The following is a 24,170-nucleotide window of genomic DNA, read 5'->3' on the forward strand; positions in this document are numbered from 1 at the left end:
GTGTCAACCTAGGTTGACACCAGTCCGGCGTCAACCCCGGTTGACGCGAAAAGCCGGAAGGCGGGGCGAGGACGTCATGTCCTCGCCCCGCCTTCAGCGGTGGCTCACCTCATCCGCGAGGTGCGGGCCGGGGTCAGCTGCAGCCGCTGGTGGAGCCGCAGCCCTCGCAGAGGTAGCAGCTGCCGGCGCGGCGCATCTTGGTGCCGCAGGAGAAGCAGAGCGGCGCGTCGGCGTTCAGGCCCAGCTGGATCTCGATCAGCTCGGTCGAGTTGTGGGCCTGGGCCGGGGTGGCCTTCGCGGCCGGGGCGGCAGCGGCGGCCGGCCTGGCGGCGGGGGCCACCGGGGCGGACTGGGCGAGCGTCTCGGTGTCCAGCTCCTCCTCGGCCTCCAGCGGCTCGTAGGACCCGGTCTCCAGGTGGCGCTGGCGCTCCTCGACGGAGTGGATGCCGAGCGCCGAGCGGGTCTCGAACGGCAGGAAGTCCAGCGCCAGGCGGCGGAAGATGTAGTCGACGATCGACTGCGCCATCCGCACGTCCGGGTCGTCGGTCAGACCGGCCGGCTCGAAGCGCATGTTGGTGAACTTCGAGACGTAGGTCTCCAGCGGCACGCCGTACTGGAGGCCGACCGAGACGGCGATGGAGAAGGCGTCCATCATGCCCGCGAGGGTCGAGCCCTGCTTGGACATCTTCAGGAAGACCTCGCCGAGGCCGTCGTCCGGGTAGGAGTTGGCGGTCATGTAGCCCTCGGCGCCACCGACCGTGAAGGAGGTGGTGATGCCCGGGCGGCCCTTGGGCAGGCGCTTGCGGACCGGGCGGTACTCGACGACCTTCTCGACCGCGGCGGCCGGGGCCTCCTCGGCCTTCTCGTCCTTCTTCTTGGCCGAGAGCGGCTGGCCGACCTTCGAGTTCTCGCGGTAGATGGCGAGCGCCTTGACGCCCAGCTTCCACGCCTCGAAGTAGATCTCCTCGACGTCCTCGACGGTCGCCGAGGCCGGCATGTTCACGGTCTTGGAGATGGCGCCGGAGATCCACGGCTGGATCGCGGCCATCATCCGGACGTGGCCCATCGGGGAGATCGAGCGCTCGCCCATGGCGCAGTCGAAGACCTCGTAGTGCTCGGTCTTCAGGCCCGGCGCGTCCACCACGTTGCCGTGCTCGGCGATGTGGGCGACGACCGCCTCGATCTGCTCGTCCTGGTAGCCCAGGCGCTTGAGGGCGCGCGGGACGGTGCCGTTGACGATCTGCATCGAGCCGCCGCCGACCAGCTTCTTGAACTTGACCAGCGCGAGGTCCGGCTCGACGCCGGTGGTGTCGCAGTCCATCATCAGGCCGATGGTGCCGGTCGGGGCGAGCACCGACGCCTGGGCGTTGCGGAAACCGTTCTGCGCGCCGATCCGGAGCACGTCACCCCAGGCCTCGGTGGCCGCGGCCCAGACCGGGGCGTCCAGGTCGTCGAAGGAGACGGCGGCCTTCGAGGCGTCCGCGTGCTGCTTCATGACCCGCTGGTGCGGGGCGGCGTTGCGGGCGTAGCCGTCGTACGGGCCGACCACACCGGCGAGTTCGGCGCCGCGGCGGTAGGCGGTACCGGTCATCAGCGAGGTGATGGCCCCGGCCAGGGCACGGCCGCCCTCGCTGTCGTAGGCGTGGCCGGTGGCCATCAGCAGGGCGCCGAGGTTGGCGTAGCCGATGCCCAGCTGGCGGTAGGCGCGGGTGGTCTCGCCGATCTTCTCGGTCGGGAAGTCCGCGAAGCAGATCGAGATGTCCATCGCGGTGATGACCAGCTCGACGACCTTGGCGAAGGTCTCGGCGTCGAACGAGTCGTCGTCGCGGAGGAACTTCATGAGGTTGAGCGAGGCGAGGTTGCAGCTGGAGTTGTCCAGGTGCATGTACTCGGAGCAGGGGTTGGACGCGTTGATCCGGCCGGACTCCGGGCAGGTGTGCCAGTGGTTGATGACGGAGTCGTACTGGATGCCGGGGTCGGCGCAGGCCCAGGCGGCCTCGGCCATCTTGCGGAAGAGCTTCTTGGCGTCGACGGTCTCGATGACCTCGCCGGTCATCCGGGCGCGCAGGCCGAATTCGGTGCCGTTCTCGACGGCGGTCATGAATTCGTCGCTGACGCGGACCGAGTTGTTGGCGTTCTGGTACTGGACGGAGGTGATGTCGTCCCCGCCGAGGTCCATGTCGAAGCCCGCGTCGCGCAGGGCGCGGATCTTCTCCTCCTCCTTCACCTTGGTCTCGATGAAGGCCTCGACGTCCGGGTGGTCGACGTCGAGCACGACCATCTTGGCCGCGCGGCGGGTGGCGCCACCGGACTTGATGGTGCCGGCGGAGGCGTCGGCGCCGCGCATGAAGGAGACCGGGCCGGAGGCGTTTCCGCCGGAGGACAGCAGTTCCTTGCTGGAGCGGATCCGGGAGAGGTTGAGGCCGGCGCCGGAGCCGCCCTTGAAGATCATGCCCTCTTCCTTGTACCAGTCGAGGATCGACTCCATGGAGTCGTCGACGGACAGGATGAAGCAGGCGGAGACCTGCTGGGGCTGCTTGGTGCCGACGTTGAACCAGACCGGCGAGTTGAAGCTGAACACCTGGTGGAGGAGGGCGTGGGTCAGCTCGTGCTCGAACACCTCGGCGTCGTCCGGGGTGGCGAAGTAGCCGTTCTTCTCCCCCGCGGCGCGGTAGGTGAGCACCACGCGGTCGATGATCTGCTTGAGGCTCCACTCGCGCTGCGGGGTGCCGACCGCGCCGCGGAAGTACTTGGACGTGACGATGTTGACCGCGTTGACCGACCAGAAGTCGGGGAACTCGACGCCGCGCTGCTCGAAGTTGATCGAACCGTCACGCCAGTTGGTCATCACGACGTCGCGCCGCTCCCAACGGACCTCGTCGTACGGGTGCACGCCAGGAGTGGTGTAGATGCGCCCGATCCGAAGGCCGCCCTTGGGGGCCTTGCCGGCGCCGCCCTTGGCCGCCGTCTTGTCGGACTTCGACCCGCGTGCGGAACCGCTCGTGGTGTCTGTCACTTCTGTTCCTCCTCCTGGTTGGGCAAACGCCCGGAGTGCCCCGAAAAATCCGGGCACGGCTGGTTCGCTCTTCCGGTGTGCGGGCAGGCGGGAGTCCCCGCCGACCGCGCACGATTTGTCATGGTCTGTGCGCCGTTTTCGGGCACACGTCGGCCCTCGAAGGGGCCGGGGGTGCTGCCGACCCCGGAAGGGGCCGGTGAGGGGGGCCGGGCCGGCTAGGGCGCGGCGGAGGCGACGGGCACGGGCGTGCCGTCCGCCTCGGGAGCGGGCCGCTCGGCGCGGAGTTCCGCGATGGCGGCCTCGAAGTCTTCCAGTCCGTCGTACGCCTGGTAGACGCTGGCGAAGCGCAGGTAGGCGACGACGTCGAGTTCCTTCAGCGGGCCGAGTATGGCCAGCCCGACGTCATGGGTGGTGAGCTCGGCGTTGCCGGTGGCCCGCACGCACTCCTCGACCCGCTGGCCGAGCTGGGCGAGCGCGTCCTCGGTGACCGGGCGGCCCTGACAGGCCTTGCGGACGCCGGAGATGACCTTCTCCCGGGAGAACGGCTCGGTGACGCCGCTGCGCTTGATGACCATCAGGGCGGCCGTCTCCACGGTGGTGAAGCGGCGGCCGCAGTCCGGGCACTGCCGACGACGGCGGATGCAGCTGCCGTCCTCGGTGGTCCGGCTGTCGACGACGCGGCTGTCGGAGTGCCGGCAGAAGGGGCAGTGCACCTGAGGATCCCTCCCTGGCAGGACGTGCGGACTGGTCGAGTCTATGCGATCCCGGGCCGCTGGTCGCAACCCGATCTTGAGGCCTCGACCACAAGTACTGGGCCACGGAGAGGACTGTAGCCACTACATCTAGGCCTGCGAGGGAAGTAGACCCATGGGCGTGTCGGCGCGGACTAGGATTCCGGGAGCGCCTTCCGATCGAACATTTAATCGATGTACAACAAAGCCTTGATCGAGTCAGCCAACTCCCGAATAATTCACTCGAACGTGTGTTTGGCGCAACCTTTCGATACGGGGTGCGTTGGGCTGGAAAAAGGAGAGGACAGCCGTCGAGAGGGGCCGCCGTGAACACCGTCGAAAGCAACACCATCCCGGTGCAGGAACACTCCCAGCTCAAGGTGGGGCAGCGCACCACGAATCAGCAGAGTGTGGACAGCATGGACCGTAGCGAAGACCACCGCCCCCCGGGCCCGGGCCTTTCCGGCGTCGGCCGCGTTCCGGACCAGCCCATCGAGCACTCCCCCGTGCTCGACGACGCCCACCCCGCCCCGACCCGCTCCGCGCCCGGCCGCCCGCCCGGCATCCGCACCGACGAGGCCGGCCTCACCGAGCGCCAGCGCCGGGTGATCGAGGTCATCCGGGATTCGGTGCAGCGGCGCGGCTACCCGCCGTCCATGCGCGAGATCGGCCAGGCCGTCGGCCTCTCCAGCACCTCCTCGGTGGCCCACCAGCTGATGGCGCTGGAGCGCAAGGGCTTCCTGCGCCGGGACCCGCACCGCCCGCGCGCCTACGAGGTCCGCGGCGTCGAGGTGGCCCGGCCGAACACCGCCGAGACCGCCGGCCGCCCCTCCACCTCCTACGTGCCGCTGGTCGGCCGGATCGCCGCCGGCGGACCGATCCTGGCCGAGCAGACGGTCGAGGACGTCTTCCCGCTGCCGCGCCAGCTGGTCGGCGAGGGCGAGCTGTTCGCGCTCACCGTGCGCGGCGACTCGATGATCGAGGCGGCCATCTGCGACGGCGACTGGGTCACCGTCCGCCGCCAGCCGGTCGCCGAGAACGGCGACATCGTGGCCGCGATGATCGACGGCGAGGCCACCGTCAAGCGCCTCAAGCGCGAGGACGGCCGGATCTGGCTGATGCCGCACAACCCGGCCTACGAGCCGATCAACGGCGACAACGCGACCATCCTCGGCAAGGTCGTGGCGGTCCTCCGCCGCCTCTGACGCCCGCCCCCGCACGCAGGAACCCGGCCCACAGGAAGGGGCTCCCCGCAGACCGCGCGGAGCCCCTCCGGACCGGTTCAGCCCCGCTTCACCACCGGCCGCACCGGCGCCGCCGAGGCGTCGATCGCCGCCAGCGAGCGGCGCACCTGATTGCGGTCCGTGGTGTACCAGAACTCCGGCATCGAGGAACGGAAGAAGCCTCCGTACCGCTTGGTCTCCACCCGCGGGTCGAGCACCGCCACCACACCCCGGTCGTCCGCCGCGCGCACCAGCCGGCCCGCGCCCTGCGCCATCAGCAGCGCCGCATGGGTCGCCGCGACGGCCATGAAGCCGTTCCCGCCGCGCTGTTCGACGTCCTTCTGCCGGGCGCTCATCAGCGGGTCGTCCGGCCGCGGGAACGGGATCCGGTCCATCACCACCAACTGGCAGGCCGAGCCGGGCACGTCCACGCCCTGCCAGAGCGACAGCGTGCCGAACAGGCAGGTGGTCGCGTCCGAGGCGAACTCGCGGATCAACTCGCCCAGGGTGTCCTCCCCCTGGAGCAGGATCCGGTGGTCCAGCCGCTCCCGCATCGCCTCGGCGGCCTTCTGGGCGCCCCGCATCGAGGAGAACAGGCCCAGCGTGCGCCCGCCGGCCGCGCCGATCAGCTCGGCCAACTCGTCGAGCATGTCCGGCCGTTCCGGGTCCCGCCCGGGATCGGCCAGGTGCCTGGCGACGTACAGGATGCCCTGCTTGGGGTACTTGAACGGCGAGCCGACGTCGATCCCCCGCCAGTGCGGCACCGGCTCGTCGCCGAAGCCCTCGCCCGCGGCCTCGGGATTGTCCCCCGGGGTGCGGACGTCCGGCAGCCGGGCCTCGGACGGCAGGCCGACCGAGGCCGCCACGCCGTTGAAGTCCCCGCCGAGCTTGAGGGTGGCCGAGGTGAGCACCACCGAGCGCTCCTTGTACAGGCCCTCCCGCAGCAGCCCGGAGACGCTCAGCGGGGCGACCCGCAGCGAGGCGGTGCCCAGCCCGTAGCGGTCGCTGCGCTCGATCCAGACCACGTCGTACTCGGAGTCCTGGAGCAGCCGGTCGGCGGTCTCGTGCAGCGCCTCGGCGGAGGCCATCGCCTGCTTGCGGACGGCGTCCTCGTCGCTGAGCCCCTTGTCCCTGGTCTCGCCGAGCGAGGTGATCACCTGCCGGGCGGCGTCCCGGATCGAGGTGACGGCGTACCCGAGGTACTCGGGCAGTTCCTCGACCCGGCCGGGCTGGGCGGTCTCCATCAGGCCGTGGTAGTTCTCGGCGGCGGCCTGCAGCGCGTCCACGGCCTTCTCGTTGGCGAGCCGCGCGGCCCGCTTCACCGCCCGGTTCACGGCGCCGACGGTCAGCTCGGCGGTGGCCGCGCCGGTGACCCGGTTGACCAGCTCGTGGGCCTCGTCGATGATCAGCAGCCCGTGCTCGGGCAGCACCGGCGCGCCCTCGATCGCGTCGATCGCGAGCATCGCGTGGTTGGTGACCACCACGTCCGCGAGCTTGGCCCGCTCGCGCGCCTTCTCGGCGAAGCACTCCTGCCCGTACGCGCAGCGGCTGGCGCCCAGGCACTCCTTGGAGGTGACCGAGAGCTGGGCCCAGGCCTTGTCGGAGACCCCGGGGGTCATGTCGTCCCGGTCGCCGGTCTCCGTCTCGTCCGCCCAGTCGCGCAGCCGGAGCACCTCCTGGCCGAGCTTGCCGGCCGGCCCGCCCATCGCCTCGACCGGGTCGAACAGGCCCTCGCCCTCGTCGCTCGGGGTGCCCTCGTTGGCCCGGTGCAGGCACAGGTAGTTGGAGCGGCCCTTGAGCATCGCGAACAGCGGCCGGCGCCGCAGCACCGGATGCAGCGCCTCCACGGTGCGCGGCAAGTCCCGCTCGACGAGCTGGCGTTGCAGCGCCAGGGTGGCGGTGGCGACCACCACGCGGTCCCCGTGGGCGAGCGCCGGCACCAGGTAGGCGAGGGACTTTCCGGTGCCCGTGCCAGCCTGCACCAGCAGGTGCTCGTTGTTGTCGACGGCGTCGGCGACGGCCTCGGCCATCCGGAGCTGGCCGGGGCGTTCGACGCCGCCGACGGCCGCGACCGCGGCGTGCAGCAGTTCGGGGACGCGGGCGCGGGGGACGGCCTCGACCGGGGCGTCCGCGGAGCTCCCGGCCGGGTCGGCGTCCTCGGCGGGGAGCTGGGATTCGGAGTCGTTCGTCATGACCCTCCCACCCTACGGGGCGGGGGTGACAATCCGGTCCCGTTGTCCGGGCAGCGGCGCCGCCCCGTCCGCGGCGAGCGGGTTGGGCACAGTGCCGTGCCGGGCGGCGTGCGGGCGGTGCGGGCGGTCCCCGTAGCCGTCCAGCAGCAGCCGGTTGCGGTTCAGGCAGAGCCGGTCGATCCGCGGCCGGAACAGGTCGAACAGCGCGAAGCGGTCGGCGAGTTCCGGGAAACGTGCCTGGTGGCGCAGCACCTCGGCGCGCAGCAGCGCCCAGAACCGCGCCTCGGCCAGGCCGGTCCGCGCCTCCAGCAGCGGCGCCAGGTAGCGGTACACGCCGATGAAGAGCCCGGAGTGCAGGAACTGGCACAGGCCCTGCGGGTCCTCCCGCAGCAGCACCGCGTCCACCTCCGCGGGCAGGCCGCGCAGCTCCGGCAGGTCCTGGTCGCTGAGGTTGACGTCGTCGACGAAGTCCTTGACCGCCAGCCGCACCGGCACGTCCCGCTCGTCGAAGACGACGATGGCGTTCTCGCCGTGCGGGGAGAACACCAGCCCGTAGCGGTAGAGGAAGTGCAGCAGGGGCGGCAGCATCGCGGCGAACAGCCGGGCGGTCCACTCGGCGGGGGCGAGCCCGGAGCGGGCGATCAGCTCGGCGGCGAGCGGCCGTCCGTCGCTGCCGGTCTGCAGCAGGGCGGCCAGGGTGCGGGCGCGCTCGCCGGGGGCCAGCGCGGGGCCGAGCGGCTCGCGCCAGATCGCGCCCAGCAGCTCCTTGTACTGGTAGGGGGCCTCGGGCAGCTCGCGGTAGAGCGGGTGGTCGACGGTGACGGAGGCGATCTCGCCCAGCAGCACCACCCGGCACTCGTCGCGCAGGAACGGGTCGGCGTCGCGCAGCCCGTGGATCCAGGCGGTGACGGCGGGCGCGGCGAGCGTGCGCTCGGTGGGCAGGCCCCGCCAGACCAGGGTGTTGAGGATGGCCAGCGGCAGCTTGACGGTACAGCGCTCCGGGTGGCTCTCGTTGAAGAACGAGCGGATCGACTGCTGGGGCAGCCGCAGGTCGCCGTCGGTGCCGAGCGGGACGATCTCGCCGGAGGCGATCCACGGGGCGAACAGCGGCAGCACGGTCTCGTCCCACTGCCAGGGGTGCACCGGCAGCAGCAGGTAGTCGTCGGCGGCGGCGCCGAGCGGGGCGCGCAGCGCGTCCGGGTCGTCCAGCTCGCGGCGGTACAGCTGCGCGGGGTCGGTGAGCCCGGCCACGCCACGGTACTCGGCCAGCCGGCGGTGCACGGCGATCCAGGGCAGCGGGCGCGGGGCGCGGGCCTCGGGCGCCCAGCGGGCGGCGTCGGCGGCGGAGAAGCCGATCCGGCCCTTGTTGGGGACGATCCACGGGTGACCGCCCTGGCGGCCCTCCAGCGCGGTGTGGCCGAGGTCGGCGAGCTCGGCGGCGGTGAGCCCGGTGGCCAGCAGATGGGCGTCGGCGGTCAGCGTGGCGGTGAGTTCGCGCAGCAGGTGGCCGGTGGTGTCGCCGCGCAGGCCGAGGGCGTGCCGGGCGTGGGTGAGGAAGCGCAGCGGGTCGGGGCCCTCGGGGGCGTCGCAGCACACCGAGCCGGGGTCGACGAGCCAGCCGTCGTAGGCGCCGCGGCGGGCGGTGAAGCGGTACTCGGCCCCGGGGAGCTTGAGCACGTACCCGCCGGGGGCGCCGGTCTCGACGGGGGTGACGAGCTCCTCGTAGGCGAACTCGCCGAGCATCTTGGCCAGCAGTGCGCGGCCGGCCCGCTGCCAGTGCCCGGCGGTGAGCTGCGGCGGCAGGTACAGCGGCGGTTCAGCGGCCGGCGGTTGCGGCACGGGTCGGCTCCTGGGGTCGGGGAAGGGCTGGTGCGGGGACGGGGGCGGGCGGCGGCGCGAAGCCGGTCCAGGCGGTGCGCTCGGGCAGCCGGTGGACGGTCCGCCCGGTGACGGCGTTGAGGATCACCGCGGCGCGGTGGGCGCCGAGGCCCAGGTCGGGGGTGCCGACCCCGTGGGTGTGCAGCTCGCCGTTCTGGACGTAGAGCCCGCCGGTGACCTCGGGCAGGGTGGCCACCCGGTGGTCGAGGTCGACCCGGTAGCGGCCGGCGGCGTCCCAGTCGACGAGGTGGGCGAGCGGTTCCAGGGCGGCCGGGCGGGCGGCCCGGTAGCCGGTGGCGAGCACCACGGCGTCGGTGCGCAGCACCCGCGCGGTGCCGGAGTCGGTGTGCCGGCAGTCGAGTTCGAGCCCGCCGCAGGGGCCGGAGCGGGTGTCGGTGACGGCGGTGCCGGGGGTGATCTCGACCGGGGCGTCGCCGACCGGCCGGCCGACGGTGCGTGCGTAGAGGTGGTCGTGGATCTCGGCGAGGGTCTCGGCGGAGGCGGCCTTGTGCAGCTGCCACTGGGCCTCGACCAGGCTGTCGCGCACCTCCCTGGACAGGCCGTGGAAGTAGCGGGTGTAGTCGGGGGTGAAGTGCTCCAGGCCCAGCTTGGAGTACTCCATCGGCGCGAGCGCCCGGGTGCGGGTGAGCCAGCGCAGCCGGACGCCGTCGCCGTCGTGGCGGCGCAGCAGGTCGAGGAAGACCTCGGCGCCGGACTGCCCGCTGCCGACGACGGTGATGTCGCGGGCGCCGGCCAGGCTGTCGCGCCGGTCGAGGTAGTCGGCGGAGTGGAAGACCCGCGGATGGCCGTCCAGGGCGGCGAAGGCGGCAGGGCGCACCGGCAGGGTGCCGACGCCGAGGACGACGTTGCGCGCCTCGACGGTGCGGGTGCGCCCGGTGGCGCCGTCGCGCAGCTCGGCGCGGTACCGGTCGCCGGCCCAGCGCAGGGCGGTGACCTCGGTGCCGAAGCGGCAGTTGGCGAGCCGCTCGGCGGCCCAGCGGCAGTAGTGGTCGTACTCGCGGCGGGTGAGCTGGAAGCGTTCGGTGAAGTAGAAGGGGAACAGCCGGTCCTGCTCGCGCAGGTGGTTGAGGAAGGACCAGGGATTGGTCGGGTCGACCAGGGAGACCAGGTCGGCGAGGAACGGCACCTGCATCCGCGCGCCGTCGACGAGCATCCCGGGGTGCCAGCGGAACTCCGGGCGCCGGTCGCAGAAGAGGGTGCGCAGGCCGGGGACGGGCTCGGCGAGCGCGGCGAGCGAGAGGTTGAACGGGCCGATGCCGACGCCGAGCAGGTCGTACGGCCCGGGCGGGGGTGCTGGGGTGTCCATGGGGCGGGTGCAGTCCTAGGCGTGCGGGGTCCGGTCGCGGACCATCAGGGCGGCCCGTTTGCCGGGCAGGTCGAGTTCGGCGGCGAGCCGGAAGCCGGCCCGCAGGAAGGCGCGGACGGAGCGCCGGTTGCGGACGTCGGGCTCGGCGACCACCCGTTCGCAGCGCGGCCGTTCCCTCAGGACGCGGTCGGCCAGGGCGGCGAGCAGGGTGGCGCCGAGGCCCCGGCCGCGGCTGGTGGCCGGGCCGAGCAGCAGGTGGAGGCCGGTGTCGTGGGGCCGGGCCGGGTAGTGCGCGGCGAGCGGGTCGAGGTCGGCGCGGTAGACCTCCCAGTAGCTCATCGGGGTGTCGTCGAGCAGGCCGAGGCAGGGCAGGCTGCTTCCGTCGCCGTCGAGTTGGCCGCGCAGGTGCAGTTCGGTGACGGCGGGCGGTCCGGCGAGCTCCCAGAAGGCGGCGACCTCCGGGTCGTTCATCCAGCCGGTGAGCAGGCCGAGGTCGGCCGGGAGCCGGGCGCGGCGCAGGCGGAACTCGCCGGCGGCGGTGGGCATGGCGCCCCAGCGGGCCGGGTCCTCGTCCGCGCCCGGCCGGGCCGGGCCGGTCTGGTCAGCCGGGTCTGCGGGGCCGGCGGGGCTGGCGGGGCCGGCGGGGCCGGCGGGGCCGCTCACGCGCCGGCCACCGGGTTGGGGATGTCGACGTACACGGACTGGGTGGCGACCGGGCCGACCAGCTCGTCCAGCCCGTTGATCCGGGTGAGCAGATTGGCCTTGCAGGGCAGGGTCGGGGCGTCCAGCAGCAGGCCGGGCAGCGCGGAGCCGGTGGCGGTGGCGGCGGGCCCGGCCAGGAAGCGGCGGAGCGCGGCCAGCAGCAGGGCCTCGTCGGCGAGCTGCTGGGAGCCGAGCGCGCCGACCAGTCCGAGCACATGGTTGATGCCCAGGTAGTAGGCGAAGTGGTGGTCGATCACCGGGTCATCGAGGAAGGTGTCGCTGTGCGCGCCGAGGCCGGGCAGCCGGGCGGTGAGCCGGTCGGCGGCGCTCTGCCGGTAGTAGTAGCCCTGGTTGTCCCGGTAGCGGCCGCCGCTCGGCCAGCCCTCGGCGTCCAGCAGTACCAGGCTGTTCTGCTGGTGGGCCTCCAGGGCGATGCCGGCCGTGCCGTCCAGCCAGAGGACCGGCAGCACGACGGCGTCCAGGTAGCGGAGGAACCACTCGGCGGTCACCGTGGGCAGCGGGCGGCCGGTACGGGCCGCGAGGGTGCGCAGCAGGTCGCCGAGCCGGGACGGGACGGTGTCGCCGGCGCGGGCGGCGTGCGGCCGTTCGGCGACCAGTCCGGCCACGCAGTAGACGCGGTCGGTGGGTGCGAAGGGCTGGGCGCGCAGCACGGTGTCCAGGCCGCCCGGGTCGCCGAGGTCCGGGTGGTCGACGCCGATCCAGGCGGGGTCGCGGACGATGTCGAAGCCGGGGTGCACGGCCCGCCACTCGGCGCCGAGGCCGCTCTCCAGCAGCCGGTGCATCTCCAGGCCGCGGTGGAGCTCCTTGCGGAGGTTCTCCCGGCGGGAGTTGGTGATCCGCAGGCCCAGTGAGAGCTTGAGCATCCAGGGGGTGCCGGGCCGGTAGACGGTGCGCACCGAGGAGGTGGGGTACCAGGGGGCGCCGGACGGGCCGAGGTCGTGCAGCCGGCCCTCGGCGAGAAGTTCGGCGACGACGGGGCGGTGGGCGAGTTCGCGGGCCTGCCAGGGGTGCAGCGGCAGGGCTGCGGTGCCGGGCGGCAGCAGGGCGGGGTCGTCGAGGAACCCGGCGGTGATCCGGTCCGCGCTCCGGGCGACGGCGGAGCCGGCGGCGAGCAGCTCGCGGTCGACGGCGTACCAGTGCAGTTGGAAGGAGCCGTGCAGTTCGGGCGAGTAGGCGGCGCTCTGGGCGGGGCCGAGGCCGTCGCGGCTCTTCGGGGTGGGATGCATCGGGTGGCCGAGCAGCAGGGACTGCTCGGCGGCGAGGAACTCCGAGCGCTCGGGTCCGCCGGGCACCGGGGCGGTGGCGGAGCGGTGGTGGACGAGGATGTCGGCGGTGCGGACCACCGAGTCGGCGACCCGGGCGGCGAGGTCGGCGACCTGACCGGGGTCGGGGCGGTCGGCGGCCGCGGCGGCGAGCAGGGCGGCGGCGGTGACGGCGTCCACCGGGGCGTCGGCGAAGTCCCCCGCCGCGCTGGCCTCGCCGGCCGCGAGGGTGGCCGGGCCGAACCGGTGCCAGCCGGCCGGCGACCAGTGCCGGACCGGGGCGGAGAGCCGGGCGGCGCCGCCGAGGACGGCGATCCGCAGGTGGCCGTCGGGGCCGGGGACGGCGCCGGTCTCCCGGGTCCAGCAGCGCAGCAGGGCCTCCAGGGCGGCCTGTTCGGCGGCGACGACCGGGTCGGGGTGGAGCAGCCGGTCGCAGGGGGCCGGGGCCGCGGTGGTGGCGGGGCGGCGGGCCGGGAGTCGGGGCGGGGCTCCGGTCAGGGCGGTGCTCAATGCTGCTCCTTGAAGCGCGTGGCGTGCCGACGCGCAAGGGGGTGGAGGGAACTGGCGGGCGCTCGCACCCTCGCGTCAGGTAAGGGTTACCTATCCCTGAGGGGTGATCACAAGGACCACTCACTCGTCCGGGTGAAGATCGGTGATTGTCCCGCCCGGGAGGGAAAGCGGGTCCGTCGCGCGGCCGGGCCGTCGGTCCGCGCGTCACGGATCGGTGACCTTCGCCCGGAACCGGAACCCGGGGGCCGCCCGGGCCCGTCCTGGTGGCCAGTGGCAGACTCCAGGACGGCGGTCCGCCGCCGACACCGAACTACCAGGGGGACAGCACCATGCCAGCGATCCACCGGTCAGCCGCGGCGGCGCTCCTCGCCGCGGGGACCCTGCTCGCCGTCACCGCCTGCGGCCCGGACGGGCCCGCGGGCGGGGACGCCGTCGCAACGCCGCCCTCCGGCGGCCCCACCGCGTCCGCCTCCGCCACCGCCGCGGGGGGCGGCAGTGGCGTGATCGGCGGCATCACCCTGCCCTCGGGCCTGCCGACCGGCCTGCTGGAAGGCCTGCCCAAGAGCTGGGACGACCTGACGAAGTGGAAGTTCGAGGACTGGGACAACTGGGCGTCCAAGCACGTCTTCAACAACCCGATCGTCAAGGACTTCTGGAACCCGGACAAGATGGGCGACTCCAAGCCGGCCGACCCGGCGCCGCCCACCGCCAAGCCCGCCGACGACGCCGGGGTCACCGACCCCGAGCCGCCGGTGGTCAAGGCCGTGCCGGTGCCGCGCCCGTACACCAAGCAGCCCTCCGGCAAGGTCTTCTTCTCGGCCGAGGGCGGCCGCGGCAACTGCTCGGCCACCGTGATCCAGGACCCGGCGAACCCGGGCCGGAGCAACCTGGTCTGGACGGCCGGCCACTGCGTCCACCCGGGCAAGGGCGGCAGCTACTTCAAGGACCTGGTCTTCGTCCCGGCCTACAACAACTCGGGTGCCTCCAGCGGCGGCAAGAAGGCCCCGCTGTCCGAGCTGGCGCCGCTCGGCACCTGGTGGGCCAAGGACGTGGTGACCTCACCGCAGTGGCTGGTCGAGGGCGGTGGCACCGGTGACGCCGCGAACCAGTACGACTTCGCGATCATGCGGGTGAGCAACCAGAACGACAGCGGCAAGTCGCTGGAGGAGACGGTCGGCGGGGCCGTCCCGGTCTGGTTCGACGCCCCGCGCGACAAGCTCGCGGTCGCCGCGATCGGCTACCCGCTCTACAAGCCGTTCGACGGCCAGGAGCTCTACAAGTGCGAGGGCGGGAAGCCGACCAGGCTCTCCTTCGACCCGAAGCGCCCGTCGATGCTCACCATCGGCTGCAACATGACCCAGGGCTCCAGCGGCGGCGGCTGGTTCGCGCCGATGCCGGACGGGAAGCTCGCGCTGGTCTCCAACACCTCGATCGGCACCCAGGACCACACCTCGCTGAGCGGGCCGTACCTGGAGACGGTCGCCAAGCAGGCGCTGGACTGGATCTCGAAGAAGAAGTAGCCCCGGCCCCGGGCCTCCCCCGGGACTCCCGGCACCGGGCACGCGAACGGGCCCCGGTTCCCCCTCACGAGGGGACCGGGGCCCGTGACCGTACGGCGGCGGCTCAGCCCTGCGGCGTCAGCGCCACCGCGAAGTGCTCCAGCTCGGCGGCCAGCTCGGCCGGCACCTTGGCGTGCAGCAGGGTGCCCTCGCCGGTGTGCTCGGTGCCCAGCAGCTCGCCCTCGGCGTGCACCCGGGACACCAGCGCGCCCTGGGTGTACGGGACCAGCACGTGCACCTCGACCGCCGGGCGCGGCAGCTCGTCGTCGATGAGCTTGAGCAGCTCGTCGATGCCCTCGCCGGTGCGGGCCGACACCACGATGGCGTGCGGCTCGCGGCGCAGCAGGCGCTGCAGCACGTGCGGGTCGGCCGCGTCGGCCTTGTTGATCACCACGATCTCCGGCACGTTCTGCGCGTCGACCGAGACCACGACCTCGCGGACGGCGGCCAGCTGCGTCTCCGGCTCGGGGTGCGAGCCGTCCACCACGTGCAGGATGAGGTCCGCGTCGCCGACCTCCTCCATGGTGGAGCGGAACGCCTCGACCAGGTGGTGCGGCAGGTGCCGGACGAAGCCGACGGTGTCGGCCAGGGTGTAGACCCGGCCGCTCGGGGTCTGCGCCCGGCGCACGGTCGGGTCGAGGGTGGCGAACAGCGCGTTCTCCACCAGCACGCCCGCGCCGGTGAGCCGGTTGAGCAGGGAGGACTTGCCGGCGTTGGTGTAACCGGCGATGGCCACGGACGGCACCTGGTGGCGCCGGCGCTCCTGGCGCTTGGTGTCGCGGCCCTTCTTCATGTCGGCGATCTCCCTGCGGAGCTTCGCCATCTTCTCGCGGATCCGGCGCCGGTCGGTCTCGATCTTGGTCTCACCGGGACCACGGGTCGCCATGCCGCCGCCGGACGAGCCGGAGCCGCCACCACCCATCTGCCGGGAGAGCGACTGGCCCCAGCCGCGCAGCCGCGGCAGCATGTACTGCATCTGCGCGAGCGAGACCTGCGCCTTGCCCTCGCGGGACTTGGCGTGCTGGGCGAAGATGTCCAGGATCAGGGCCGTCCGGTCGACGACCTTGACCTTGACCACGTCCTCCAGGTGGATCAGCTGGCCCGGGGTGAGCTCACCGTCGCAGACCACGGTGTCCGCCCCGGTGGAGGAGACGATGTCGCGCAGCTCCTGCGCCTTGCCGGAGCCGATGTAGGTGGCCGCGTCGGGCTTGTCGCGGCGCTGGATGACGCCGTCCAGCACCTCGGAGCCGGCCGTCTCGGCCAGCGCGGCGAGCTCGGCCATCGAGTTCTCCGCCTCCTCCAGGGTGCCGTCCGTCCAGACGCCGACGAGCACCACGCGCTCCAGCCGGAGCTGGCGGTACTCGACCTCGGTGACGTCCTGGAGTTCGGTGGAGAGGCCGGCGACACGACGGAGCGCTGCGCGCTCGCTGCGGTCGTACTGGTCGCCGTCGTAGTGGTGGCCGAGGTCCTCGTCGATGGCCGCGAGGTCCTCGTCCATGAGGGCTTCCGCCCGCAGACCGTCGAAGCGGCGCGGGGCGTCGGCGTGGTCGCGGGTGTCGGACGTGGAGGTCATTCTGTCCTTTGGCTGCTGGAACGGGTGGCCTGTGCGCGACCGTACGGACGGTCGTGCCCGGAGTCTGCCCAGCTGCCGCCCCGTCTAGCACTCGGGCGAGGTGTGAGCTACCCCTCGGGGCCGCGGGACGGGCTGAGACTCCTCCGCCCGGTCAACGCCGCGGTCCGGCCGTGAATTCCCCATGATGGTCGCACGCCGGGGTCGTGCGGGTCACCCGGATTTCCGCCGGGGCCCGGGCGCCTCCGCCGGGTCGCCCGCCGGGGCGACGGGGGCGCGGCCCGGACCACCGCCCGCCGGGGCGTACGGGCGTTCCACGTCGTACACCCCGGAGACCCGCAGCATGGCCCGCAGCACGGCGGCCAGCGCGGCCGGGTCCGGCAGCTCGACGGTGTAGGTGTGCCGCACCCGCAGCTCCTGCGGCGGCTCCACCTCCGCCGAGGCGATCCCGACGCCCTCCGCCGAGATCGCGGCCGTCAGGTCGGCCAGCAGCCGGGGCCGGTTCAGCGCCTCGGCCCGCAGGGTGGCCCGGAAGCCCGCCGCCGGGGCGCCGCCGGGCCGCCAGCGGACCTCCAGGGCGCCGCGTCCGTCGGCCCGCATCCGCTCCCCCGCCGGACAGCCGGCCCGGTGCACGGCGACCGCGCCGGCGCGGATCGGGTAGCCGACGATCTCGTCCGGCGGTACCGGGGTGCAGCAGCGGGCCAGCCGGACGGGCGCCCCGGGTCGGCCGGCCACGGTGACCGGGGCGGCCCGGCGGCCGGCGGCGACCGGGCGGTCGGGCGGCGCGGGCTGCCCGGCGGACGGGCCGGTGCGCACCACCGGGCGGCGGGGCGCGTGGTCGGCCAGCCAGCGCTCGATGGCGAGCCGGGCGCCCGGGGTGCGGGCGTGCGCGAGCCACTCGGGCGCCGGGCCCGCGGCCTCCTCGGTGAGGACGGCCACCCGGTCGCCGTCGTGGAGCACGGTGGAGAGCGCGGCGAGCCGGCCGTTCACCCGGGCCCCGATGCAGCGGTGGCCGGTCTCCTCGCCGAGCAGGTAGGCGGCGTCCACACAGGTGGCGCCGGCCCGGAGCTGAAGCGTTTCGCCGCGTTCGGTGACCACTGTGATCTCGCGGTCCCCGGCCAGGTCGGCGGTGAGCGCGGACCAGAAGGCGTCCGGGTCCGGGGTCTCCTGCTGCCACTCCAGCAGCCGGGAGAGCCAGCCGGGCCGGGCCGGGTCGGTGCGGTCCAGCTCGTCCCGGCCCTGCTCGCCACCGGTCCCGGGCTGCCGGGGGTCGCCGAGCGCGACCACCCCGGTCTCGGCGACCTCGTGCATCCGCCGGGTGCGCACCAGCACCTCGACCACCTCGCCGCCGGCCAGCGCCACCGCCGTGTGCAGCGACTGGTAGAGGTTGAACTTCGGCGCGGCCACGAAGTCCTTGAACTCCCCGGGCAGCGGCGTCCAGCAGGTGTGCAGCTCGCCGAGCACCGCGTAGCAGTCGGCGTTCTCCTCGACCACGACCAGAAGCCGCCCGAAGTCGGCCGGCTGCGGCCCCTGCGGCTTGCCGTCCGGCCCGGGGGCGGCGGCCCGCTTGAGCAGCACCCGGTGCAGCGAGACGCAGTGCCGGGGACGGACGGTGACCTCGGCGGCGACCCCGGCCTCGGCGAGCTGACGGGCCAGGCTGTGGGCGAACGGGGCCAGCAGGGTGTCCGGACCGGCCTCGTGCCGGCCCAGCAGGGCGCGGGTGCGGGCGTGCTCCTCGGGGTGCAGGGTGGCGAAGACGATGTCCTCCAGCTCCGCCTTGAGCACCTGGATCCCCAGCCGCTCGGCCAGCGGGATCAGCACGTCCCGGGTGACCTTGGCGATCCGGACCTGGCTGGCCGGCTTCATGTGCCGGATGGTGCGCATGTTGTGCAGCCGGTCGGCGAGCTTGATGACCATCACCCGGACGTCGTCCCCGGTGGCGACCAGCATCTTGCGGAAGGTCTCCGCCTCGGCCGCCGCGCCGAAGTCGACCTTCTCCAGCTTCGTCACCCCGTCGACCAGGTAGGCGACTTCGGGACCGAACTCCTCGGCCACCTGCTCCAGCGTCAACTCGGTGTCCTCGACCGTGTCGTGGAGCAGCGAGGCGACCAAGGTGGTCGTCCCGGCGCCGAGTTGGGCCAGGATCACGGTGACGGCCAGCGGGTGGGTGATGTACGGCTCGCCGCTCTTGCGCTTCTGGCCGCGGTGGCTCGCCTCGGCCAGCCGGTAGGCGCGGCCGAGCAGGCCGAGGTCGGCCTGCGGATGGTGCCGGCGGTGCGCCTGGACCAGCGGTTCGAGGGCGTCCGGCACCGGCGGGCGGCCGGTGGCCAGCAGCGCGGCCCGGCCGGCCCGGCCGAGCGCGGCCCGGCCCAACCCGCCGAGCGGGCGTCTGGGCCCGGCTTGCCGTGCGGACGTCGGCTGCCCCGCCAGGGGCTGCCCGGCTTCGATGGTCATCGGCACCTCCGGCAGCAGTACCGGGGGCGTGGGCCGACCCGGTGGTCCATGCTACCGAGCAGAGCACGTTCCGCGAGGCCCCGCTTCCCGTCCGTCAGTGGTATCACCCGAACGGGGGGATTCGATCCCGTACGAATTGGGGAAACGCGGGGCTGTCGCACCACCGGCCCGCCCAGCCGGGCGGGCAACGGCGAATGACGGCGGGTCAGGCCTCCCGGATCAGCGCCGACCAGGCCGGGGCCAGCTCGCCGCGGGCGACGACGACCGCCGGCCCGGTCTTCTCCACCCGGCCGTCCGGGTACTCGGTGATCGTCAGCCGGCCGCCCAGCACGTCCACCGTGTACGTCACCGCCTCGCCGGTGACCGCCGGGTCCACACCGTCCCGACGGGCGGCGGCCACCGCGACGGCGCACGCGCCGGTGCCGCAGGAGCGGGTCTCGCCGGAGCCGCGCTCGTGCACCCGCATCGCGACGTGCCGCGGACCCCGGTCCACCACGAACTCGACGTTGACGCCCTCCGGGTAGACGCCCTCGGGGCTCACCGGCGGCGCGCTCAGCAGATCGCCGGCGTGGTCCAGGCTCTCGACGAACGCGACCGCGTGCGGATTGCCCATGTTGACGTTCAGGGCCGGCCAGCTGCGCCCGCCGACCGTCACCTCGATCGCGTCCGGACCGGGCAGCTTCGCCTGCCCCATGTCGACGGTGATCTCGCCGGGCGTGCCGTCCTCGGCGTCCTCGGCGACCCGCACGGTCCGCAGGCCGGCCCGGGTGGCCACAGGCAGCTCGCCCGGCTTCGCCAGCCCGGCCTCGACCAGGTAGCGGGCGAAGACCCGGATGCCGTTGCCGCACATCTCACCGATCGAGCCGTCGGAGTTGCGGTAGTCCATGAACCACTCGGCGCGGTCGGCCTGGTCGGCCGCCACCGGGTCGGCGGCGGAGCGCACCACGCGCAGCAGCCCGTCACCGCCGATGCCCGCCCGGCGGTCGCACAGCGCGGCCACGGCCTCGGGGCCGATGGCCAGCCGGCCGTCGGGGTCGGGGACGATCACGAAGTCGTTCTGGGTGCCGTGCCCCTTGAGGAAGGGGAGGCCGACGGGCTGCGCGGAGGATGCGGTCACCCTCCCGATGGTACCGAGGCGCGGTGGACCGCCGCCTTCCGGTTCCGGCCCCGGGCCCTCCCGGCCCCCGTCCCGGAGGGCTATCTCCCGGAGAGCCGGACGACCCGGTACAGGGCCAGCGCCGCGGCGGCCAGCACGATCAGCGTGTAGACCACGATCGCCTTCCAGCCGGCCCGCTCGCCGGTGCCGCGGCGCGGCAGGCCGGGCCACTTGTACCCCGCGTGCCGGGCCGCCATCGCGCCCCAGCCGAGCGAGGCCGCGGTGAGCAGCAGGCCGAGCATCCCGACCATCGCCGAGCCGGTCCCGGCCGAGCCGAAGGCCAGCGGGAAGGCGAACATCAGCGAGCCGGCGGTGGCCACCAGGGCGATCGGCAGGATCTGCCACCAGCGGAGCCGGCGGCGCGGCCGGATCTCCCGCTCGTGCACCGCGCCGGCCGGGGCGCGGGTGTCCAGGGCCGGCAGCGCGACCGCGTAGGAGGTGGGCACGTCGAGGCCGGGCAGCACCGGCAGGTCGGGCAGCGTCGAGGCGTCGAGACCGCCGGCCTGTGCCGTGGCGCTGCCGCCACCGCTGCTGCCGGGCGCGCCGTTGGCGGGCCTGGCGCTCTGGCCGGTTTCGGGGCCGGTACCCGTGGACACGCGGCCTCCCCTGACAGTTCGACACGAGTGCGGACTCGCGGCCGGGCACGGTCGACCCGCCCGGGCCGACCCTTATGACATCGATGATGGCATGTCCAGAGGGGCGTTCCGGGCCTGACCGGGGCCGACGGGTGATCCGTGGCCATCACGTGATCCGGCCGTGACCGCCATGCCGTCCTGCACGCCCGTCTGCGCGCGCAACTGCACCACCCGATGGCCGGAAAGCGCCTACCGGACGGCGAGTTCCTGACGGTCGATCAGCTCCAGCGAGCGGTCCAGCAGCTCCACCGGGTCGGTTCCGGCCGGCCGCGCGAGCCAGTGGATCCGGTCGTCCCGGCGGAACCAGGACTCCTGCCGGCGGGCGAAGCGCTTGGTGGCCCGGACGGTCTCGGCGCGCGCCTCGTCCTCCGTGCACTCGCCGGCGAAGTGGTCCAGCACCTGCTGGTAGCCGAGCGCCCGGGAGGCCGTCCGCCCCTCGCGCAGCCCCACCGCCTCCAGCTCCCGCACCTCGTCCAGCAGCCCGGCCCGCCACATCCGGTCCACCCGCAGGGTGATCCGCTCGTCCAGCTCGGGGCGCGGCACGGCGACGCCGATCTGCACCGCGTCGTACACGGCGGTGTTGCTCGGCAGGCTGGCGGTGAACGGCCGCCCGGTGATCTCGATGACCTCCAGCGCCCGGACGATCCGCCGGCCGTTGCTCGTCAGGATCGCCTCCGCCGCGGCCGGGTCCAGCCCGGCCAGCCGCCCGTGCAGCACGTACGGGCCGACCCGCTCCAGCTCCTCCTCCAGCCGGGCGCGGACCGCCGGGTCGGTGCCCGGGAACTCCATCTCGTCGATCGCCGCCCGGACGTACAGGCCGGAGCCGCCGACCAGGACGGCGGTGCGGCCGGCGGCGAGCAGCCGGTCGATCTCGGCCCGGGCCAGCCGCTGGTACTCGGCCACGCTGGCGGCCTCGGTGACGTCCCAGATGTCCATGAGGTGGTGCGGGACACCGCCGCGCTCCTCCTCGGTGAGCTTGGCCGTCCCGATGTCCATGCCCCGGTAGAGCTGCATCGAGTCGGTGTTGATCACCTCGCCGCCGAGGGCGCGGGCCAGGGCGACGGCCAGGTCGGACTTCCCGGCGGCGGTCGCGCCGACGACCGAGACGACGCGGGGGGACTGGGCGGTGGTGGAGCTGCTCACCGGTCAAGTCTGCCAGGGAACGCGGACCGGCCGGTCCGCCCGGCCGGTCGCACCCGGTTTCCACCGGACCGTCCCGTTGCGAACGGTTCCGCCCTGACGGACGTTGTGAGAGAGACAGCAGAGGAAAGGTGAGGCGCCATGGGTCTGATGGACAACCTCAAGGGCAAGGCCGAAGAGCTCAAGGACAAGGCCAGCGAGTTCGCCGGCAAGCACAGCGACCAGATCGGGAGCGCGGTGGAGAAGGCCGGCGGCGCGATCGACAAGGCCACCAAGGGCAAGTACACGGAGAAGATCGAGCACGGCACCAGCAAGGCCAAGGGCGCCGTGGACGACTTCGCCCACAAGCCCCAGGAGCCCGGCACGGACCCCGGTTCGGCCCCCGGCACGGACGCCGGCACCGGTTCGGGCACCACCCCGCCCGCCTGACCCGGCCCGCCCGGCCCGGCCCGCCCGATCCGGCTTCGGGAAGGCTCGGGAAGGGCTCAGGGAGGGCTCAGCTCCAGGAGGCGACCAGGTACCCCACGCCGTACGGCGCGTCCTGGTAGCCCAGCCTCGCGGTGAGGCCGGCGCCCTCGGCGGCGCCGGCCAGCACCTGCCAGGGCGCCCGGCCCTCCGCCCGCAGCTCGGCGGCCAGTGCCACGTCCAGGGCGGCCAGCGCCGCGGTGTCCGCCGAGCCCAGCGCCCGCGCGAGCCCGGCGTCGAAGCCCTCGGCGCGCTCGTCCAGGTAGCCCGGCGCCTTCAGCGACCGGCAGGCGCTGCCGTCCCCCATCACCAGCAGTCCGACCCGGTCGGCCAGCCCGGCCAGGCCCTGGCCCAGCCCGAGCATCCGGTCGGCGGGCGCGTCGGCCGGCACCGCGCAGGCGTGCGTCGGCAGCGTCACCCCGGCCCGGCCGAGCAGCCAGGCGCCGACGGTCAGCGAGGGCGCCAGCTCCGGCCCCTCGGCCCGCCCGCCCGGCAGCGCGGCCACCAGCGGCACGCCGAAGCGGTGGAACGAACCGGCCCCGCCCTCGGTCCACACCTCGGCCTCCGGCCCGGTGCCGACCACCACGAGCAGCTCCGGCCCGGCCGCGAGCACCACCCCGAGCGCCTCGTCGCAGGCCGCGCGCAAGGGCTCCAGCTCGGCCGCCGCCCCGGCGGCGACCTCCGGGACGAGCAGCGGCGGACAGGGGCACACGGCGGCGGCAACCAGCATGTGGATCACTCTAACCAAGAACGCGGAACGGCCCGGCAGGACTGCGGAGTCCCACCGGGCCGTTCACGGACGAGCGGGTCGCTCCCCGCGGCGGGTCAGTCCCCGCAGCAGGCGCCGCCGGCCGGGGCGGCCGGCGCGAGCGCCGCCGGGGCGCCGATCGACGGCAGGCCCAGCATCACGCCGGCCGGCTTGGCGGCGGGCTTGGCCTGGCGCTTCTCCCAGGCGTCGCCCGCCCGGGTGCGGCGCACCGCGAGAGCCGGGCCCTCGGCCAGCAGGTGGTGCGGGGCGGCGTAGGTGATCTCCACCGTGACCATGTCGCCCGGGCGGACCGGCTCGGCGGGCCGGCTGAAGTGCACCAGGCGGTTGTCCGGGGCGCGGCCGGAGAGCCGGTCGGTCCGGTCGTCCTTCTTGCCCTCGCCCTCGGCGACCAGGATCTCCAGGGTGCGGCCGACCTGCTTCTTGTTCTCCTCCCAGGAGATCTCCTCCTGGAGGGCGATCAGCCGGTCGTAGCGGGCCTGGACGACCGCCTTCGGGATCTGGTCGTCCATCTCGGCGGCCGGGGTGCCGGGGCGCTTGGAGTACTGGAAGGTGAAGGCGTTGGTGAAGCGGGCCTCGCGGACGACCTTCATGGTCTCCTCGAAGTCCTCCTCGGTCTCGCCCGGGAAGCCCACGATGATGTCGGTGGAGATGGCCGCGTCGGGCATCGCCTCCCGCACCTTGCGGATGATGCCGAGGAAACGCTCCTGCCGGTAGGAGCGGCGCATCGCCTTGAGGACGCGGTCGGAGCCGGACTGCAGCGGCATGTGCAGCTGGTGCATCACGCTCGGGGTCTCGGCCATCGCGGCGATCACGTCGTCGGTGAAGTCGCGCGGGTGCGGCGAGGTGAAGCGGATCCGCTCCAGGCCCTCGACCTGCCCGGCGGCGCGCAGCAGCTTGGAGAAGGCCTCGCGGTCGCCCAGGTCGGAGCCGTAGGCGTTGACGTTCTGGCCGAGCAGGGTGACCTCGATGACGCCCTCGTCGACCAGCGCCTCGATCTCGGCGAGGACGTCGCCCGGGCGGCGGTCCTCCTCCTTGCCGCGCAGCGCGGGGACGATGCAGAAGGTACAGGTGTTGTTGCAGCCGACCGAGATCGCGACCCAGGCGGCGTAGGCGGACTCGCGGCGGGTGGGCAGCGTGGAGGGGAAGGTCTCCAGCGACTCCAGGATCTCGACCTGGGCCTTCCGCTCGACCGCGGCGCGCTCCAGCAGGGCCGGCAGGTGGCCGATGTTGTGGGTGCCGAAGACCACGTCGACCCAGGGCGCCTTGCGGACGATGGTGTCGCGGTCCTTCTGCGCCAGGCAGCCGCCGACGGCGATCTGCATGCCCTGGTGGCGGCCCTTGACCGGGGCCAGCTGGCCGAGGTTCCCGTACAGCTTGTTGTCGGCGTTCTCCCGCACCGCGCAGGTGTTGAACACCACCAGGTCGGGGTCGCCGTCCTGCCCCGCCTTGACGTACCCCGCGTCCTCCAGCAGCCCGGAGAGCCGCTCGGAGTCGTGGACGTTCATCTGGCAGCCGTACGTGACGACCTTGTAGCTCTTCGATCCGCTGTCACCGCTCACC

16 protein-coding genes and 1 pseudogene are annotated in these 24,170 nt (G+C 73.7%); 3 read left to right on the forward strand and 14 right to left on the reverse strand.

Translation table 11 applies throughout. From position 1 onward, the window contains the following. Positions 1-133 precede the first annotated feature (133 nt). Both ABZW10_RS16215 and nrdR read right to left on the reverse strand, forming a co-directional pair. On the reverse strand, positions 134-3,016 hold the full coding sequence (locus ABZW10_RS16215; RefSeq protein WP_355365124.1) for a vitamin B12-dependent ribonucleotide reductase: 2,883 nt from the start codon (positions 3,014-3,016) through the stop codon (positions 134-136). Between the two features lie 215 nt (positions 3,017-3,231). After that, a complete protein-coding gene (gene nrdR / locus ABZW10_RS16220) occupies positions 3,232-3,729 on the reverse strand; it encodes a transcriptional regulator NrdR (protein WP_355365127.1) in 498 nt (165 codons plus the stop codon). 554 nt (positions 3,730-4,283) lie between these two features. Here nrdR and lexA point away from each other — a divergent pair. Then, a pseudogene (gene lexA / locus ABZW10_RS16225) lies at positions 4,284-4,952 on the forward strand (transcriptional repressor LexA); the annotation flags it as partial. Between the two features lie 77 nt (positions 4,953-5,029). On the opposite strand, the gene ABZW10_RS16230 reads toward lexA, so the two are convergent. Genes ABZW10_RS16230 through ABZW10_RS16250 form a run of 5 tightly spaced genes read right to left on the reverse strand, consistent with a single transcriptional unit; the run spans position 5,030 to position 12,862 of the window. Further along, positions 5,030-7,162 (reverse strand): ATP-dependent DNA helicase, encoded by a 2,133-nt coding sequence (locus tag ABZW10_RS16230; protein WP_355365130.1) that lies wholly within the window; start codon positions 7,160-7,162, stop codon positions 5,030-5,032. 12 nt (positions 7,163-7,174) lie between these two features. Further along, positions 7,175-9,001, reverse strand: coding sequence for an IucA/IucC family siderophore biosynthesis protein (locus tag ABZW10_RS16235; protein ID WP_355365133.1), 1,827 nt, complete (start codon positions 8,999-9,001; stop codon positions 7,175-7,177). Continuing rightward, entirely contained in the window at positions 8,979-10,367 is a 1,389-nt protein-coding gene (locus tag ABZW10_RS16240) for a SidA/IucD/PvdA family monooxygenase (RefSeq protein ID WP_355365136.1), read from the reverse strand. Before ABZW10_RS16240 ends, ABZW10_RS16235 begins: the two co-directional genes overlap by 23 nt. Positions 10,368-10,382: 15 nt before the next feature. After that, complete coding sequence (locus ABZW10_RS16245; RefSeq protein ID WP_355365139.1) at positions 10,383-11,030, reverse strand: GNAT family N-acetyltransferase; 648 nt, start codon at positions 11,028-11,030, stop codon at positions 10,383-10,385. Beyond that, positions 11,027-12,862, reverse strand: coding sequence for an IucA/IucC family protein (locus tag ABZW10_RS16250; RefSeq protein WP_355365142.1), 1,836 nt, complete (start codon positions 12,860-12,862; stop codon positions 11,027-11,029). The genes ABZW10_RS16245 and ABZW10_RS16250 overlap by 4 nt, the downstream gene beginning before the upstream one ends. 329 nt (positions 12,863-13,191) lie before the next feature. On the opposite strand from ABZW10_RS16250, the gene ABZW10_RS16255 reads away from it, so the two are divergent. Further along, complete coding sequence (locus tag ABZW10_RS16255) at positions 13,192-14,382, forward strand: hypothetical protein (protein WP_355365145.1); 1,191 nt, start codon at positions 13,192-13,194, stop codon at positions 14,380-14,382. A 103-nt stretch (positions 14,383-14,485) separates the two neighbouring features. Here ABZW10_RS16255 and hflX read toward each other — a convergent pair whose 3' ends face one another. The 5 genes from hflX to miaA all read right to left on the reverse strand — a co-directional run bounded on the left by hflX (position 14,486) and on the right by miaA (position 21,379). Beyond that, the gene (gene hflX, locus ABZW10_RS16260) at positions 14,486-15,994 is read right to left on the reverse strand and encodes a GTPase HflX (RefSeq protein ID WP_355365148.1); all 1,509 of its coding nucleotides are present in this window, start codon (positions 15,992-15,994) and stop codon (positions 14,486-14,488) included. Positions 15,995-16,204: 210 nt separating this feature from the next. After that, the gene (locus tag ABZW10_RS16265; RefSeq protein ID WP_355365151.1) at positions 16,205-18,445 is read right to left on the reverse strand and encodes an HD domain-containing protein; all 2,241 of its coding nucleotides are present in this window, start codon (positions 18,443-18,445) and stop codon (positions 16,205-16,207) included. Between the two features lie 205 nt (positions 18,446-18,650). Further along, positions 18,651-19,562 (reverse strand): diaminopimelate epimerase, encoded by a 912-nt coding sequence (gene dapF / locus ABZW10_RS16270; RefSeq protein WP_355365154.1) that lies wholly within the window; start codon positions 19,560-19,562, stop codon positions 18,651-18,653. 80 nt (positions 19,563-19,642) lie between these two features. Then, complete coding sequence (locus ABZW10_RS16275; protein WP_355365157.1) at positions 19,643-20,197, reverse strand: hypothetical protein; 555 nt, start codon at positions 20,195-20,197, stop codon at positions 19,643-19,645. 228 nt (positions 20,198-20,425) lie between these two features. After that, positions 20,426-21,379 carry a tRNA (adenosine(37)-N6)-dimethylallyltransferase MiaA gene (gene miaA, locus ABZW10_RS16280; RefSeq protein WP_355365159.1) on the reverse strand — a complete coding sequence of 318 codons (954 nt, stop codon included), beginning with the start codon at positions 21,377-21,379 and terminating at the stop codon, positions 20,426-20,428. Positions 21,380-21,517: 138 nt separating this feature from the next. On the opposite strand from miaA, the gene ABZW10_RS16285 reads away from it, so the two are divergent. Further along, positions 21,518-21,805, forward strand: coding sequence for an antitoxin (locus tag ABZW10_RS16285; protein WP_355365162.1), 288 nt, complete (start codon positions 21,518-21,520; stop codon positions 21,803-21,805). Positions 21,806-21,872: 67 nt separating this feature from the next. Here the strand turns inward: ABZW10_RS16285 and ABZW10_RS16290 are convergent, their stop codons facing one another. Then, the gene (locus ABZW10_RS16290) at positions 21,873-22,571 is read right to left on the reverse strand and encodes a class III extradiol dioxygenase subunit B-like domain-containing protein (RefSeq protein ID WP_355365165.1); all 699 of its coding nucleotides are present in this window, start codon (positions 22,569-22,571) and stop codon (positions 21,873-21,875) included. Between the two features lie 95 nt (positions 22,572-22,666). Beyond that, a complete protein-coding gene (gene miaB, locus ABZW10_RS16295; RefSeq protein WP_355365167.1) occupies positions 22,667-24,169 on the reverse strand; it encodes a tRNA (N6-isopentenyl adenosine(37)-C2)-methylthiotransferase MiaB in 1,503 nt (500 codons plus the stop codon). Position 24,170 lies beyond the last annotated feature (1 nt).

This window comes from Kitasatospora sp. NPDC004723, from assembly GCF_040609255.1.
Classification (GTDB): Bacteria; Actinomycetota; Actinomycetes; order Streptomycetales; family Streptomycetaceae; genus Kitasatospora.

Excerpts from the sequence above, each read along its gene's own strand:
- ABZW10_RS16230 (WP_355365130.1), bottom strand. The coding sequence starts at position 7,162 with ATGACGAACGACTCCGAATCCCAGCTCCCCGCCGAGGACGCCGACCCG.
- ABZW10_RS16240 (WP_355365136.1), bottom strand. The coding sequence starts at position 10,367 with ATGGACACCCCAGCACCCCCGCCCGGGCCGTACGACCTGCTCGGCGTC.
- ABZW10_RS16255 (WP_355365145.1), top strand. The coding sequence starts at position 13,192 with ATGCCAGCGATCCACCGGTCAGCCGCGGCGGCGCTCCTCGCCGCGGGG.
- hflX (WP_355365148.1), bottom strand. The coding sequence starts at position 15,994 with ATGACCTCCACGTCCGACACCCGCGACCACGCCGACGCCCCGCGCCGC.
- ABZW10_RS16265 (WP_355365151.1), bottom strand. The coding sequence starts at position 18,445 with ATGACCATCGAAGCCGGGCAGCCCCTGGCGGGGCAGCCGACGTCCGCA.
- ABZW10_RS16285 (WP_355365162.1), top strand. The coding sequence starts at position 21,518 with ATGGGTCTGATGGACAACCTCAAGGGCAAGGCCGAAGAGCTCAAGGAC.
- ABZW10_RS16290 (WP_355365165.1), bottom strand. The coding sequence starts at position 22,571 with ATGCTGGTTGCCGCCGCCGTGTGCCCCTGTCCGCCGCTGCTCGTCCCG.